The organism is Salegentibacter holothuriorum, from assembly GCF_900168045.1.
GTDB lineage: Bacteria > Bacteroidota > Bacteroidia > Flavobacteriales > Flavobacteriaceae > Salegentibacter > Salegentibacter holothuriorum.
This window is the reverse complement of record NZ_FUYY01000001.1, coordinates 378,764-393,029: the sequence shown is the minus strand read 5'-3', so window position 1 is coordinate 393,029 and position 14,266 is coordinate 378,764. Positions and strand designations below refer to the sequence as shown.

General features: G+C 35.1%; 12 protein-coding genes. 5 read left to right on the top strand and 7 right to left on the bottom strand.

The annotated features are described in order from the left end of the window. Positions 1-49: 49 nt before the first annotated feature. The 6 genes from B5X51_RS01765 to B5X51_RS01740 all read right to left on the bottom strand — a co-directional run bounded on the left by B5X51_RS01765 (position 50) and on the right by B5X51_RS01740 (position 8,644). Positions 50-1,972 (bottom strand): vWA domain-containing protein, encoded by a 1,923-nt coding sequence (locus B5X51_RS01765; RefSeq protein WP_079719144.1) that lies wholly within the window; start codon positions 1,970-1,972, stop codon positions 50-52. Positions 1,973-2,015: 43 nt separating this feature from the next. After that, entirely contained in the window at positions 2,016-3,218 is a 1,203-nt protein-coding gene (locus B5X51_RS01760; protein ID WP_079719143.1) for a GAF domain-containing sensor histidine kinase, read from the bottom strand. 125 nt (positions 3,219-3,343) lie between these two features. Beyond that, a complete protein-coding gene (locus B5X51_RS01755) occupies positions 3,344-4,555 on the bottom strand; it encodes a sensor histidine kinase (RefSeq protein ID WP_079719142.1) in 1,212 nt (403 codons plus the stop codon). 61 nt (positions 4,556-4,616) lie between these two features. Beyond that, positions 4,617-5,381, bottom strand: a complete 765-nt coding sequence (locus B5X51_RS01750) for a TIGR02757 family protein (protein WP_079719141.1) — start codon at positions 5,379-5,381, stop codon at positions 4,617-4,619. Positions 5,382-5,386: 5 nt separating this feature from the next. Beyond that, positions 5,387-6,061 (bottom strand): ABC transporter ATP-binding protein, encoded by a 675-nt coding sequence (locus B5X51_RS01745; protein WP_079719140.1) that lies wholly within the window; start codon positions 6,059-6,061, stop codon positions 5,387-5,389. A 144-nt stretch (positions 6,062-6,205) separates the two neighbouring features. Then, positions 6,206-8,644 (bottom strand): DUF5916 domain-containing protein, encoded by a 2,439-nt coding sequence (locus B5X51_RS01740; RefSeq protein ID WP_079719139.1) that lies wholly within the window; start codon positions 8,642-8,644, stop codon positions 6,206-6,208. A 133-nt stretch (positions 8,645-8,777) separates the two neighbouring features. Here B5X51_RS01740 and msrA point away from each other — a divergent pair, with 133 nt between their 5' ends. The 5 genes from msrA (at position 8,778) to B5X51_RS01715 (ending at position 11,748) form a co-directional block, all read left to right on the top strand. Beyond that, positions 8,778-9,320 (top strand): peptide-methionine (S)-S-oxide reductase MsrA, encoded by a 543-nt coding sequence (msrA, locus tag B5X51_RS01735; protein WP_079719138.1) that lies wholly within the window; start codon positions 8,778-8,780, stop codon positions 9,318-9,320. 5 nt (positions 9,321-9,325) lie between these two features. Beyond that, positions 9,326-9,922 carry a GTP cyclohydrolase I FolE gene (gene folE, locus B5X51_RS01730; protein WP_079719137.1) on the top strand — a complete coding sequence of 199 codons (597 nt, stop codon included), beginning with the start codon at positions 9,326-9,328 and terminating at the stop codon, positions 9,920-9,922. A 45-nt stretch (positions 9,923-9,967) separates the two neighbouring features. Continuing rightward, positions 9,968-10,276 (top strand): hypothetical protein, encoded by a 309-nt coding sequence (locus B5X51_RS01725; protein WP_079719136.1) that lies wholly within the window; start codon positions 9,968-9,970, stop codon positions 10,274-10,276. A gap of 201 nt (positions 10,277-10,477) precedes the next feature. Further along, positions 10,478-11,371 carry a YihY/virulence factor BrkB family protein gene (locus B5X51_RS01720; RefSeq protein WP_079719135.1) on the top strand — a complete coding sequence of 298 codons (894 nt, stop codon included), beginning with the start codon at positions 10,478-10,480 and terminating at the stop codon, positions 11,369-11,371. Positions 11,372-11,508: 137 nt separating this feature from the next. Beyond that, complete coding sequence (locus tag B5X51_RS01715; protein ID WP_079719134.1) at positions 11,509-11,748, top strand: hypothetical protein; 240 nt, start codon at positions 11,509-11,511, stop codon at positions 11,746-11,748. Between the two features lie 151 nt (positions 11,749-11,899). On the opposite strand, the gene B5X51_RS01710 is transcribed toward B5X51_RS01715, so the two are convergent. Next, complete coding sequence (locus B5X51_RS01710) at positions 11,900-14,224, bottom strand: TonB-dependent receptor (RefSeq protein ID WP_079719133.1); 2,325 nt, start codon at positions 14,222-14,224, stop codon at positions 11,900-11,902. Positions 14,225-14,266 lie beyond the last annotated feature (42 nt).

The window sequence follows — 14,266 nt, the reverse complement described above, 5'->3', positions numbered from 1 at the left end:
TGATTAATCATCTGGCTGTATAATTTTTTGTTCTAGCATCGTGCTAGATTTATTTAAAGAATTTTAAAAGCAGCATCTCTACAAATAAAAAGATCAATGCAAAAATAATAAAGCTTTTCCAAAGCTCGTTGCTTTGGCTAGCTACTTTTAGTTCTTCAAAATAAGCACCAATGTTTGTATGAATTCTTATGTTTTCTGTTTGCTTCGGAATATTATATTCCAGTTCACTTTCACTCCTGGAAGAGTTAAAACTCAAATGTCCCTTGTTTTCATTGTTGTATTCCAGAGAATAATTACCGGAAGTAATATCAAGTCCGTTAGTGTTTATTTCTGTATTGTCATCCAGCGATCGTTGTCTCGGAATAAAATCTTCGGTTTTTGAAAGAAGATGAACTACTTTATCCTGTTGCGTTTGAAGCGGAATTTTAATTTCAATATCCTTTCCCGTTTCGTAATATAGCTTAGGGTTTCTTAATGTGCCAGCCCCAATATTGTAAAAAACAGGAACTATTAAAGGGGAGTTTCTGAAATTAGAATTTTCATTATTCAATGCGGCTGAAAACAGAAAAACTCCATTTCCTTCCACTAAAAACCCTGAATTGTTCTGAAACGAAATTATGTTAATAGCATTTTGTATGCTATAATAAGTCTGCACTTTGGGATAATCAAAATTCTCGACTTTCTCCTTAAAAACACCCTGTAGTAAAGGATGACCAAAAAATAATTCAGTGATTAATGTTTCTTTGCTATGAAATTCGGTAAATAAAGGTGCATTTAAACGGTTAAGAAAATTATTGTAAGCGTTTAAATTATTATTTGCTGATGGAACAATTACCAGCGGCACCGCGTTGCTATGTATGTTTTTTAAATTAGTTTGTAAAGCCCCGGAAATTGATTCTAATTCATTGAGAATTACAATATCTGCATTGTTAAGTTTATTAAAATCAAGTTGATCTATCGTGAATATTTCAGTGTTAAATTCGGGGAAAGTAAGAATACGATTTAAAAAAGTGGCATCTGCATTTTCTGTTATAATAACCACCCTGGCCGGTTTAGGTTTATTAAAACTAAAAAATAGAGAATTGTCATATTCCAGGCCAGCATCCTCAATTCTTAGAATTCCGTTAGGGATTTCTTCAGTATTAATTTTAAATTCTGCCTCAGCACTTATATCTTCCTTAAAATTTACCGCTGTTTTTGCCAAAAGTTCTTCCCCGTTATACATAGCGATACTAAGGCTTTCAGCGTAGGGAGAAGTACTGCTAAGCAGCACTTGTAAACTAATTTCATTAGCTTCCCGATTGTTTATAAACAAAGAATCTATACTTATATTTTGAGTGCTTTCGGGAACCAGGGGAATAAAATGATGATTAGTGGTAGAATCTAGTTGTTTTTCTAAACCCAGGTTTCGCTGGAAATCGGAAATAAAAATGAGGTCTTTTTCGTTGGTAGAAGCATTAAAAAGCTGATTTGCCTTTAATAGAAGCGCATTTAAATCTAAAGGATTTTCGGTAAAATCCAGATTTTGAAGTTCTGCAGTTAATTCTTCTGCAGAAAGATTTTGAAATTCATCGTTATGGGTAAATAAGCTAATTTCTTTATTCTCCGGAAGACTTTTAATTAAATCCTGAATCGCAGTCGCAAAAAGTTCTCCATTTTGGCCTGTGGCTTGCATACTGTAAGAATTATCCAGGAATACGACTTTTTCGTTTGAAGAAGCTTCTGGATCTTCTGCAGGAAAATAGGGCTGAGCAAAAGCGAAAACCAAGAAGGCCAACATCAGCATTCTTGTAGTTAATACCAGCCATTTCTTTAAACGGGAGCTTTTTCGCGTTTGCCGAATAAGCTTTTTTAGAAATTTTACATTGGTGAAATCTTCTTTTTGAAATCGGCGGAGCTGAAACAAATGAATAGCCAAAGGGATAAGTAGTAAAAACAGGGCATAAAGAAGTTCCGGCTGCTTAAATTCCATAAAGCTTTAAAAAGTTTTTCAAATATAGGAAATGGAAATTAAGCTAAAGGCGTTTAATTTTGAATTTAAAAGTACTCCCTACACCTTTTTCAGAAATAACATCTATAGTGCCTTGCATTTGTTCAATATGCTTTTTTACCGTGGCAAGACCAATGCCACTACCATGATTTCCATACCTGTCTTGTGCATCTAAGGTAGTAAAGAGTTTAAAGATCTTTTCTATATTATCATTTTCTATCCCATTGCCATTATCAGTAATAGCAAAACAATAATAACTGTCTGTCTCTTTATACGTAATAGCAACTTTCCTAAGACTCTTATTATTATATTTTAAAGCATTATTTATTAAATTCATAAAAACCTGGGTAAGCGCAGCTTTATTTATATTTTTTAAGTGCCCTTTATCTGGATAGGTGATCTCTACGTTTTCTTCTAAGCTGTATAAATCTGAGATTTTTTTTAATAGGCTGGGGAGGTGTACATCTTCAAAATCTTTTTCCAAAATATGATCACTACGGTAAAATTTTAAAATTCCGTCTACATAATTACGAAGTGAATAGGATGACTCTACCAAAAAATCAAGATATTGCCTGCTTTGCTCGTCTAGCGTTTCTTTGTTTTCTTCTTTTAGTAATTCTGTTAAAGAAATAATGTTGGCTAATGGTGATTTGATATCGTGAGAAACCAGGCTCGCAAATTTTTCAAGTTCCTTATATTTTTGTTTTAATTTACGCTGAATATGCTGGAGTTTTGTTTTATGTTTTCTGCTCTCAAAAAGGTTCATACACTGATTGGCCAATGCTATTAATGACTTTTTTTGATCCTGATCTAAATTTCTAATTTTAGTATCAAATACACAGAACACTGCTATGGCGTGACCATTTTCGTTTAATAAAGGAACACCGGCATAAAAATGATATTCACAGGAGTAAAGCTCTTTGGCTTGTTCAAAGAATTCGGGCTGATCCCTGCTGTTGATAATAAAAATTTCTTCCTCTGCCCAGATGGTATGTTCGCAAAAGGAATTTTTCCGGAATATTTCGTCTTGTGGAGTGCCAAAAACAGATTTATACCAAACCTTATTTTTACCAATAATGCTGATTTTAGCTACCGGAGCCTGGCATATTTTAGCTCCTAAATATGTAAGTTGATCGTAATCTTTATCTTCTCCAGATTTGAAGATTGCATACTCGGCAAGTGCTCCCCTGCGTGCTTTTTCTTTTGAAGAAATATATTTTTGCTGCATATATTTTGCCCATTTTTGCTGGATAATCGAGATTTACCTCTTACCATGCTTACTTAAGAATTAAAATAATGCTCTTATGAATCCTTTTTTAGGTTCTCAAAGCTATTTCACCTTAAAATATAAGTCTAAGGTTTTCGGCCAATTGAAAAATTGAAAGAAGTCCCTTTACCCAATTCTGATTTCATTTTTAGGTTTCCGCCCAAATTACTTACCAGTCTTTTTACTGTTGAAAGACCTATCCCATTGCCTTTATTTCCAGAACGATCACTCTTGGCTACAATGGTAAATAGTTTAAAAATATCTTCTTCCTTCTCTTTGGGAATACCAATGCCATTGTCTTTTACGCTGAAATAATAAAAATCGGGGGTTTGAGAAAATTCTATGTCAATAAGTATTTTTGGCTTGTCGTTATATTTAAGACTATTGCCCAGGAGGTTCAAAAAAATCTGTTCTAACGCTGCCCGGTTAGAGCTAATTATAATGTTGTCTTCTGGCAGGTTAATAATGCAATCTTCAGTAATATTTAAAAGGTCTATAATCTCTTCCAATAGTTGATGTACATCAAATTCTTCATTATTTGATGCAGCAATACTATCGCTTTCATAATGATCTAGAATCCCATTAATATACCCGCTAAGTCTTAAGCCGGCTTGTTTGAGGTTTTTTAAATAAGATAAGCCTTCCTCTCCCAATTTTTTTCCGAATTTTGCTTTAAGAATATCAGCCGTAATAATCATATTTGCCAGAGGCATTTTCATATCATGGGAGACCACGCCTGCGAAATTCTTAAGCATAGAATTATGGTCATTTAATTCCTTTTTTACATTTTCCAGGTAATCATTTTTTCTCTTTAGCTCTAAGAGAATTTCTACTTGTTTGGCAAGAGACTTTAAGGCCTTTCTTTGGTCTTGATCTAATTTGTTTGGTTTGGTATCTATAACGCACAGCGTACCCAAGGCCATTTTATTAAAATCTTTTAAAGGCATTCCGGCGTAATATATAATAGGCTCTTTTTTGGCAATTACAAATGGGTTATCTTCAAAACGTTTATCCAATCTTGTATCCTCTATTTCCATTAATTCCTCTGGGTTTAAAATGGCGTGGCTACAAAAAGAAATATCACGTTTAGAGGAACATAATTCTGTGCCGTATTTAGATTTAAACCATTGTTCATGCTCACCAACCAAAGAGATTAGGGAAACCGGTGTCTTACAAATAAAAGAGGCTAATTGAGTGATGTTATCAAATTCTTCCTGGGAAGGACTGTACAAAATATTAGCATCCTGAAGCGCCTTTAGACGTTGACTTTCGTTTTCCGGAATCACTGGACTTAACATATATTAAAAATATTGAATTAATTCAAATTTAACAAATTTAACGGATATTGTTAAATGTTTACTAATATTTTTCAAAAACTCCTAGGCCAAAGAGGGCAAAATCATATTTAACGGGATCAGCAGCATCAAGTTTTCTTAGTGAAGTATCTAATTCAGATAAGGCTTTAGCGTCATTGGCTTTTCGCTTTAGTAGATTTAATTTTCGTGCTACATTACCAGAATGTACATCCAGGGGACAGCTTAATTGGGAAGCATCAAGTTTTTTCCATAATCCAAAATCTACTCCCGCCTTATCGTCTCTTACCATCCACCGTAGATACATATTAATTCTTTTGGCAGCTGAATTCTTAAAGGGATCACTCACATGTTTTTGAGTTCTGTGGGGATGCGGAATTTCAAAAAATATTTTTTTGAATTCGTGAATAGCCGGCTGGAGTGATTTTATTTCAGCATTTTCAGTGAAAACGGTTTCAATCCCGCCGTGGTTTTTATAAATGTTCTTTAATGCTGAAATAAAAAAAATAAGGTCTGTCTCGTTAAATGTACGATGTACAAAGCCAGATAGATTTTCAAGATCGCTTGCTGAGTGATTCAAAATAAAATCATGCGGACTGTGATCCAGCATTTCCATCAATCGGTTAGCATTTTTAAGAATGCTTTTTCGGTTTCCCCAGGCAATGGTAGCGGTAAGGAAGCCAGCAATTTCAATATCCTCTTTTTTGCTGAATAAATGCGGGATTTGAACAGGGTCTGAAGCTATAAACTCAGGTGTATTATATTGTTCGGCTTTGAAATCGAGAAAAGATTTAAGTTCACTTTTTTTCAAACTATTTAAATTTCCTTTTTATCAATAATTTTCCCATCCTGCATTGTAATTTTCCTATCAGCCATATCTGCAAGTTCCTCGTTATGGGTTACAATTACAAAAGTTTGTTCAAACTCATCCCGAAGTTTAAAAAATAATTGGTGAAGATTTTCGGCAGATTCTGTATCTAAATTTCCCGATGGTTCATCGGCAAAAATTACAGCGGGTTTGTTTATAAGGGCCCGGGCTACTGCTATACGCTGCTGTTCACCACCACTAAGTTCTCCGGGCTTGTGATTGGCCCTGTTTTTAAGTCCTAAAAAGCCTAAAAGCTCTTTGGCACGTTCTTCAGCTTTTTCCTTTGGGGTATTATGAATGTATGCCGGGATACAAATATTTTCTAGTGCAGTAAATTCAGGCAATAATTGATGAAACTGAAAAATAAATCCAATATTCTTATTTCTAAATTTAGATAACTCCTTTGAGGAAAGCCGGTAAATATTGGTATCGTTTATTTCAAGGGAAGATTCCTTATTTTTTTCGGGTTTATCTAAAGTTCCTAAAATTTGTAGCAAAGTGGTTTTACCAGCACCTGAAGCTCCCACTATAGAAACAATTTCACTTTTCTTTATATGAAGATCAAGACCTTTTAATACATGAAGGTCTCCGTAGTATTTATGAATATTCTTAGCTATAATCATTTATTTGCGTAATAATCAAGGTTTAAAAGCCCAAAGTTTTCCTCGAAATTAAAATAACACTCCAATAAAGTTTTTTACAATCTGTTTTGAGATAGTTTTATTTAGGGCTGGTGAAAATTAGCCAAATTAAGGAAAATCCCCAAGCTAAGAACTGAATATGTTTTTAAACTGGTTATAGTCTATATAATATACAATACGCAGACTAAGATTATGTCTTGCAGGTTTTGCAAAAAGATTATCTAAACTTTGTTGAAAATTGAGATTACTCAATTCATCTTGATTAAAAATTGAATTTCTGTATAATAAAATAGCTTCACTACCGGGTGCAAATTGCCAACGATAACTTAGATCAAGGTTCCAAATATTAAAATTAGCATCAGGATTGTAATTTTCTTCAGGATTATAATTTACTGATAACAAACTTCCACCTTTATTTAATTTCGAAAATGTACCTTCCTGAAATTGAGCTACCGACCAAAAGTGCCGAAAGCTTAAACTTAAACCCTGTCTTGTGGTAAAGTTATAATTTGCCTGCAGCGAATTTTCAAAACTTCTCATATCTCTGTTCCCAAAAATAATATCGCGAGGCTGAAGCGTGACGAAGCTGGGGCGATTAATCTCATTATCGTATTCAAAACCATAAATTACCAGGAATTTATCGCTAATCCGAATTCTGGGCTTAAAGATAAAATTGAAACTTTTGCGCGAATTCTCACCAAAAACCTGGTAAGTTGAACGAATATCTAAAGCTAATTTCTTTCTATAGTCTGAAGAGACCCACGCGTTTCCTTTAAAGTTTGGCTGGTAGGTAATAAAAGTATTCGCTCTTCGCGGTTCAAAAAAGTCTTTAAAGGCCGAATTCACTTCGGCAAAACCACCAAAGGCAAATCTTTCCCGGGTCATAGCAAATATGCTTGCGCCGCCACCGCTGGCTACATTTATATCTGGGCGGTATCTACGTTGATGATTGGCATAAACCTTTATATTATATTGATTGAAAACTCCGCTAGGCTCGAAAATTTGATAGGAAGTGTTCAAATAAAAATTATTATAATTATTGGTGAAACTAATGCCCAGGTCATTAATGTCATAGGTTTCATTGGCTAATTCGTGAGAAATGCCATACCTGAAATTGCCTTTAGTTCGATTTAATGAAAATTCAGAAGCAAAGCCGGTTTCATTTTGTCCCGGTAAGTTCACATTGCTCATTTTTGCTTCTCCGGTTACATTAAAGGAATTCGATTTATTAAAAACATCAAAAAGAAAACCGGTTACATTACCATCTCTAAAATGTCCCTCTCTTGTAACATTCGTGTTTATTAAACTAATAGAAGAGTTCTTGTTAAAACGCTGGTCCAGGACTAAAATATTATAGTTAGCCAGTGGTTCGGTCACTTTTTCGCGGTTATTACCGGTGAGGGTATCTCTAAAAATGGCTTTAGTTTCAGCTGTCACTGCATTAAAAAAACCAACCCCAAGGCCGCGCTCTGTTCTTCCCGAAACTTTTAATGCATTTATAAGATCGGTTCTTTCTGGGTTTTCAAGAATTTCTTCGTTCTCAAGCTTTTCCCGTTGTGCCGCATTAAATCCAATAGGAGTATTTCCCACACGTCTTGAATAAAAGAGATCTCCTTTTGTAAAAAGCTCAGTTCCTTCAGTAAAAAAAGCACGATTTTCTCCAAATATTTGCTCAAATGGCCCCAAATTGAGTTCTACGTCATCGTAAGCAGTTTGACCAAAATCCGGAATCAAAGTCATATCTAAGGTAAATGCCTTGCTGATCCCGTATTTAACATCCAAACCGGCATTAAAATTAGTTTCGGTTTCCCCATCAAATCTATCTACTTCAGCAGAAGTATAAGGGTAGAAACTCAATCGGGTAGGAGGGTTTATATTTTTTATTCCACTAATTAAGCCTGTTTGCTGGCTCATTTTTCCTACAGCTTTATTTACATAATTCCAGGTATAACTTTGATTTTCATGAGAAATTTGTCTTAAAAATTGAATTCCCCATACCTGTGCATTGCTTTCCGGAAATCGTAGTGCAGCATAAGGAATACGCATCTCGGCGTACCAGCCATTTTGATCTTGAGAAACCGCTGCATCCCAAACGATATTAAAACCAAAATCTTCGTTTTCCCCACTTATTTTAGCATCAGCGCGGGTTCCAGCCGCTGTTACTGCAAATCTAATTTGGTTTTCACCATCATCATAAGTATTAATATCTACCTGGAAATAATCACTTTGTTCCAAATTATCTCTTTGGGTAAATTGCTTTACAATATTTGCTGCATTTTTGTCAATTAAAGTAGCGGCTATATAAAGGGCGTTATCATCATAGACTACTTTTACAATAGTTTTATGCGTTTCGGGTATTGGATCTCCATCTCCGGGATAGTACATGACAAAATTATTCGCCACAGGCACTTTGTTCCAGGCCTGGTCGTCTAAAATTCCATCTATTGTAGGAGCTTTTTGTGTTTCTACGGCCATATAATTTTTACGCGGAAGACTATTAACTTGCGCAGAAATTTGATGCGTAAAAATGAAAAATATTGAAATAAACCAGAATTTAGAATGCATTAATTGTTGATTTGCTAGAAATGAGTTCAAATATATCATAGTTCTCAATGGAGAACAAGCTATAATTTAAAATCAAGTTAAACTCGGTATTTTTGTTTATTAATACCTTAAATTTGCTAAACAAAATTAATTTATGAATTCAGAAAATTTAGAACTTGCAACTTTAGCAGGAGGTTGCTTTTGGTGTACAGAAGCTGTTTTCCAACGTTTAAAAGGGGTAGAAGCGGTGCTTTCGGGATTTACGGGGGGAAATATAAAAAACCCTGCTTATCGGGAAATTATTACCGGGAGAACCGGCCACGCCGAGGCTATTCAAATTAGATATAATCCAGAGGTAATAAGCTTTCAGGAATTATTGTACGTTTTCTTTGCAACACATGATCCTACCACCCTTAACCGCCAACAAAATGATGTAGGCACTCAATATAGAAGTGCGGTATTTTATCATTCAGAAAACCAAAAAGAAATAGCTGAAAGTGTAATTGAAGAGCTTGAAGAAAAGGGAATTTTTGATAAGAAAATCGTTACCGAAATCACTGCGGTAAAAGATTTTTATATTGCCGAAAAAGAGCACCAGGATTTCTATAACCAGCACAGGCAGCAACCGTATTGCCAGTTTATAATAGATCCCAAAATAAAAAAACTAACCGAAGTCTTTGCAGACAAATTGAAATAAAAAAGATGGCTTACAAATTTAAAGAAGAATATAATATTGAAGTTACCGATGGGCTTCAGGAGAATTATAAAAATATCCTTGAGGGAATAGGAGAGGATGTTCAGCGCGAAGGGATAGAGAAAACACCTGAAAGAGCAGCTAAGGCTATGCAGTTTTTAACGCAGGGCTATAAAATGGATGCAGAAGCCATTTTAAAAAAAGCTATGTTCAAGGAGAGTTATGACGAAATGGTGGTGGTAAAAGACATCGAGCTGTACTCTATGTGTGAGCACCATATGTTGCCTTTCTTCGGAAAAGCTCATATAGCTTATATTCCTGATGGACATATTGTAGGTTTAAGCAAATTACCAAGGGTTGTAGATGTTTTTGCAAGAAGATTGCAAGTGCAGGAACGTTTAACCCATGATATCCTGGAATGTATAAATAAAACCATGAAACCTAAAGGAGTTGCGGTAGTGATAGAGGCCGTACATATGTGTATGATGATGCGTGGTGTACAAAAGCAAAATAGTGCTACAACCACTTCAGGCTTTAGGGGGCAGTTTGAAAAAATAGAAACCAGGAATGAATTTTTAAAACTTATTAGCTCAAATCTTAAATAGGATATTGGCACTTTATTTGCTTTAATTAGGATAAAAGCAATCAAAATGAAATTATTAAAAGATAAATTATTTATAAAAGGACTTGTTTATGATGCATTAGGTATGGTCACCATGGCAATTCCATTAGTAGGCCCTTTTCTAGATCTATTATGGGCTCCTTATGCCGCCAGGAAAATGGGTGAAATGTACCCAGGTAAAAAAGGAAAAGTAGCATCGGTACTTGTATTTATAGAAGAGATTCTTCCTGGAACCGATATTATTCCAACTTTTACCTTAATGTACTTCTATACTTTTGTTTGGGGTAAGAACAAACAAGAAAATAATAGGGTGATTGATGTTGAAATTATAGATTAGAACTTTTACAAATTATAGTTTATTACTACAAGGGGATCTCATATCGGGATCCCTTTTTTGTTTTAATTAAATTTTTAAAGCGCCTTTAACAGCTATTTTTATTTGGTTTAGAGGTATTTATGTATTTTACTAGATCATAGAGTATTTAAATACTCCCAGATTTTCCCTCAGGTAGTTTGTTTAAAAAGTAAAATGTATAAAATGTCAGAATTTGAAAACGGCAGGCCAGAAATTTCTAAACCATCAAAAATATCATTTTCCGGATGGAAGAAAATAGCATTTATAATAAAAGACAAAATTGACGAAAACAATCTGGGAATAGTTTCGGCGGGAGTAGCTTTCTATTCATTTTTGGCGATTTTTCCGGCCATAATGGCTTTGGTTTCTATCTATGGTTTAGCGGTGAGTCCGTCTCAAATTGAAGAACAATTAACACAAATTGGGTCTATGATTCCAGAGCAAGCTTTTGGTATTGTAGAAGATAGGTTACAGGAATTTATCTCTACTTCAGGAAGTACCCTGGGTTGGGGAATGGCATTGGGGATAGTCTTTAGTATTTGGAGTGCAAATAAGGGGATGAAATCTTTGTTTAGGGGTGTAAATGTAGCTTACGACACCCACAGTAAACGTGGTTTTATAAAAGAAAATGCACTGACCCTATTATTTACTTTTGGCGCCATCATACAGATAATTCTAAGTATGGGTTTAATTGTAGCCTTTCCTGCTATTGTAGGCCAATTCGGTTTACCCAAAAATATTGAAGTCCTCATTAACTGGTTACGTTGGCCCCTTTTGGCTATCATTGTTGGTTTTTTCCTTTGTGTTATTTATAAGTATGCCCCGGCCAGAACTAATCCTAAACTAAAATGGGTAATTCCCGGAGCTCTGGTTGCAACTATTCTATGGTTAGTCGCTTCCTGGGGATTTTCATTCTACGTGAGTAATTTTGGAAGTTATGGGGAGGTTTACGGCTCTATTGCGGCAGTAGTTATAATGATGCTATGGCTTTCTATTACATGTTTTACGGTTTTATTAGGTGCTCAAATTAATTCGGCTTCAGAAAGATATGCCAGGAAGCTTACTTCTTTTAGTTAAAATTTTACACTGAATTTTGTAAAGAAACTTCATACCGTTAAAACTGTGTTATTTGAAATCTCTTTAACGCTTATCCTAAGGAATTACTGCGATATTTAAATTAGTGAAAAAATGCTATCAACCAATAAACATAAATTATGAATAATCAAGTAGTTGAAAAAGGAGTAAAATGGCTTAAAAGAGCCGTTATTTTTAAAGCGGGAAAAGCAGTACTTAAGAAACCGGCAAGCGTACTTGGAGTTGGCGCATTAGCGGCAGGCGCAGGAATTGCTGCTTATAACTTTATAAAAAAAAGAAAAAAGAAGGACTTAACCCATATAGATAATATAGAAGACAATAACCCTGAAGTAGAGGGGAAAAAGAAAATAGTTATATAAAAGACAATCAAAAATAAAAAGGCCTCATAAGTTTTTGAAATTTGTGAGGCCTTTTTGGTTTAAATATAACCTGGTTTAACTTCTTAATTTAACCTTTTGGATTAAGAAACAAGCTCAGGTTGACGGTTTGGAAAATTTCTTAGACAAACTATTAAAGCAACCATCTAACCGAAACCGAAATATTTCTACCAATATTAGAAATACCGTCTGGCTTTAAACGAGAAAGGTGCGAGATATAATCTTTATTTAAAATATTATTCGCGCTTACTCCAATGCTCATTTTTGTAGAGTTCATAGCAAACTCACCTCCAAATCCTACACCTAGAAGCCCGTAGCCTCCGGTTCGGGTTTCAAAAGCACTTACATTATTTTGATCAAAAACATTTTTTAATCGTACAAATGCATATTTGCCCTGCACCTTGTTTTCAGGACTCTCAAACTCTACTCTAAAAGTATTGGTAATTGAGTTCGCTGGTATTAAAGGTAAATATTCCCCATTATTTCTCTTCCCTGTAACAGTTTCAAAACTACTTTCCAGGTGCAACCAATCTAATGGGTGCGGGTGAATGTGAAGTCCAATTTCCCCACCGTATAACTCAGCATTATTCTGTGTATATTCAAAAACAGGGTTTTCTTCAATCAATTCTCCGGTAGGTTGCAAATAAATATAATCGCTTATGGAGTTATGAAATCCGTTTACAAAAGCTTCAAAATGTTTATTTCGCCACTCTAAAGAAAGATCTACCTGAAAATTCTGTTCGTTATTCAGAGTTTGATCTCCAACTTCATATCTATTAGTTCCGTGATGGGCTCCATTAGAAGTTAATTCAGATAGGTTGGGAGCTCGAAAACCGGTAGCAAGATTTAAACGCGCGCTTAGCTTATCGGTAATTATATATTTTGCCCCTAGAGCTCCGTTTATGCTCTTATAAGACTTATCTACCGCTAAAATTTCGCCAGTTTCATGTGCGTGCTCTTCTCCCTCTTCATGTTCTCCTTCAGCGTGTTCCTCTTCGTGAGGGGCTACCGCTTCGCTATCAATATTTCTTAGATCATACCTAATTCCTCCCTGAAAATCCCACCTATCAAAATGCAAGTGGGTAGTTGCAAATACGCCAAAATCTGTTGTTGTTGCATCAGGAATTAAAAGCTCTTCACCGTAATTGGTATTGGTTTGGTGCATTCCCTGAACTCCCAAAATAGTTTCAAATCTTCCAGTTCGTGGTAAATTGTATTTCACGTTATAATTTAAGGTTTCAAGATGCATCTCTAAAGCCGGATGGTCTACACTTTCCTCTTCGTGCTCCTCTTCAGCGTGTTCTTCCTCTTCGCTGTGTTCCTCTTCATGATGATGTTCCTCAAATTCTTTTCTATTGTTATATTGATAACCAATCTTAACATCAATACTCGAATTATTGAAGTAAATTTTGTTATCTAAACTTAAAATATGATTATCTATTTCCTGATAGGGAAGAAGAGGCTCTTTATCTGTAGATTGTGCACCAATCTCTTCAGGGATTCCAATATTAGATTTATTGAAATTATACCTTAAATCGGTTTTAAACTTAGCATCCTGGTAGCCAACTCCTGTTTTAAAATCGGTTTCATTAAAACGGGTATTGGTAACTCTTTCCCCGGTTCCTGTCTCATAATCACTATGTGCAGCGTAACTTCCACGTGCAAGAAACTTTAATTTTTCTCCGGAAGTCTTAGCCATAACACTTCCCTGGTAACCTTGAGTATTACTGAAATAGTTGATATCTGCTTCAGCATTGGTTTTATTTTCTGCTGCATAGCGTTCAGGGTTTAAGTATAGTACACCACCAATAGCATCGCTTCCGTAGAGTAGGGAAGCAGGTCCTTTTATAACCTCAACGCTTTCAATACCCTTAGAGCTTATTCCAAGCCCATGTTCATCTCCATATTGTTGATTTTCCAATCTAACTCCCTGTGTATAAACCAAAACCCTGTTAGAGCTTAAACCTCTTATTACCGGTTTTCCAATTCCCACCCCGGTAGTTAAACTTTCTACTCCGGCAATTTGAGAAACTCCGTCACTTAATGTGAGAGCGCCTTTTTGATTTAAGTCTGCGACATTTTCCCGTTCTACGCGCATCACATTTTCACTCTGTAATTGGTGAAAAGGAGTAGAAACAATCACTTCTTCCATTTCTATGGCCGATTTTTCCAATGCGATATTTAAATTGGAAGTTCCTGGAAAGTCTATTTCGTTGGAATAAGTAGCGAATCCAACAGATGAAACCACCACCTTAAATTTCCCGTTAGGAATATTTTCTATACTGAAATCCCCATCAATATCAGTCATATCGCCTTTACCGAGTTCTGGGAAATAAATATTTGCGCTAAATACCGGTTCTCCGGTTGCTGCATTAGTAATGTTGCCCGAAAAAGTATTTTGGGCATATATAATAGGGCTCACTGCTAAAAATAGCAATGAGAAAAGTAAACTTTTCATATAAATTCTTTAAATAATTATACTTCTAACAAATAAAAATCG

Excerpts from the sequence above, each read along its gene's own strand:
- msrA (WP_079719138.1), top strand. The coding sequence starts at position 8,778 with ATGAATTCAGAAAATTTAGAACTTGCAACTTTAGCAGGAGGTTGCTTT.
- folE (WP_079719137.1), top strand. The coding sequence starts at position 9,326 with ATGGCTTACAAATTTAAAGAAGAATATAATATTGAAGTTACCGATGGG.
- B5X51_RS01710 (WP_079719133.1), bottom strand. The coding sequence starts at position 14,224 with ATGAAAAGTTTACTTTTCTCATTGCTATTTTTAGCAGTGAGCCCTATT.
- B5X51_RS01760 (WP_079719143.1), bottom strand. The coding sequence starts at position 3,218 with ATGCAGCAAAAATATATTTCTTCAAAAGAAAAAGCACGCAGGGGAGCA.
- B5X51_RS01725 (WP_079719136.1), top strand. The coding sequence starts at position 9,968 with ATGAAATTATTAAAAGATAAATTATTTATAAAAGGACTTGTTTATGAT.
- B5X51_RS01715 (WP_079719134.1), top strand. The coding sequence starts at position 11,509 with ATGAATAATCAAGTAGTTGAAAAAGGAGTAAAATGGCTTAAAAGAGCC.
- B5X51_RS01755 (WP_079719142.1), bottom strand. The coding sequence starts at position 4,555 with ATGTTAAGTCCAGTGATTCCGGAAAACGAAAGTCAACGTCTAAAGGCG.
- B5X51_RS01720 (WP_079719135.1), top strand. The coding sequence starts at position 10,478 with ATGTCAGAATTTGAAAACGGCAGGCCAGAAATTTCTAAACCATCAAAA.
- B5X51_RS01765 (WP_079719144.1), bottom strand. The coding sequence starts at position 1,972 with ATGGAATTTAAGCAGCCGGAACTTCTTTATGCCCTGTTTTTACTACTT.
- B5X51_RS01740 (WP_079719139.1), bottom strand. The coding sequence starts at position 8,644 with ATGCATTCTAAATTCTGGTTTATTTCAATATTTTTCATTTTTACGCAT.
- B5X51_RS01745 (WP_079719140.1), bottom strand. The coding sequence starts at position 6,061 with ATGATTATAGCTAAGAATATTCATAAATACTACGGAGACCTTCATGTA.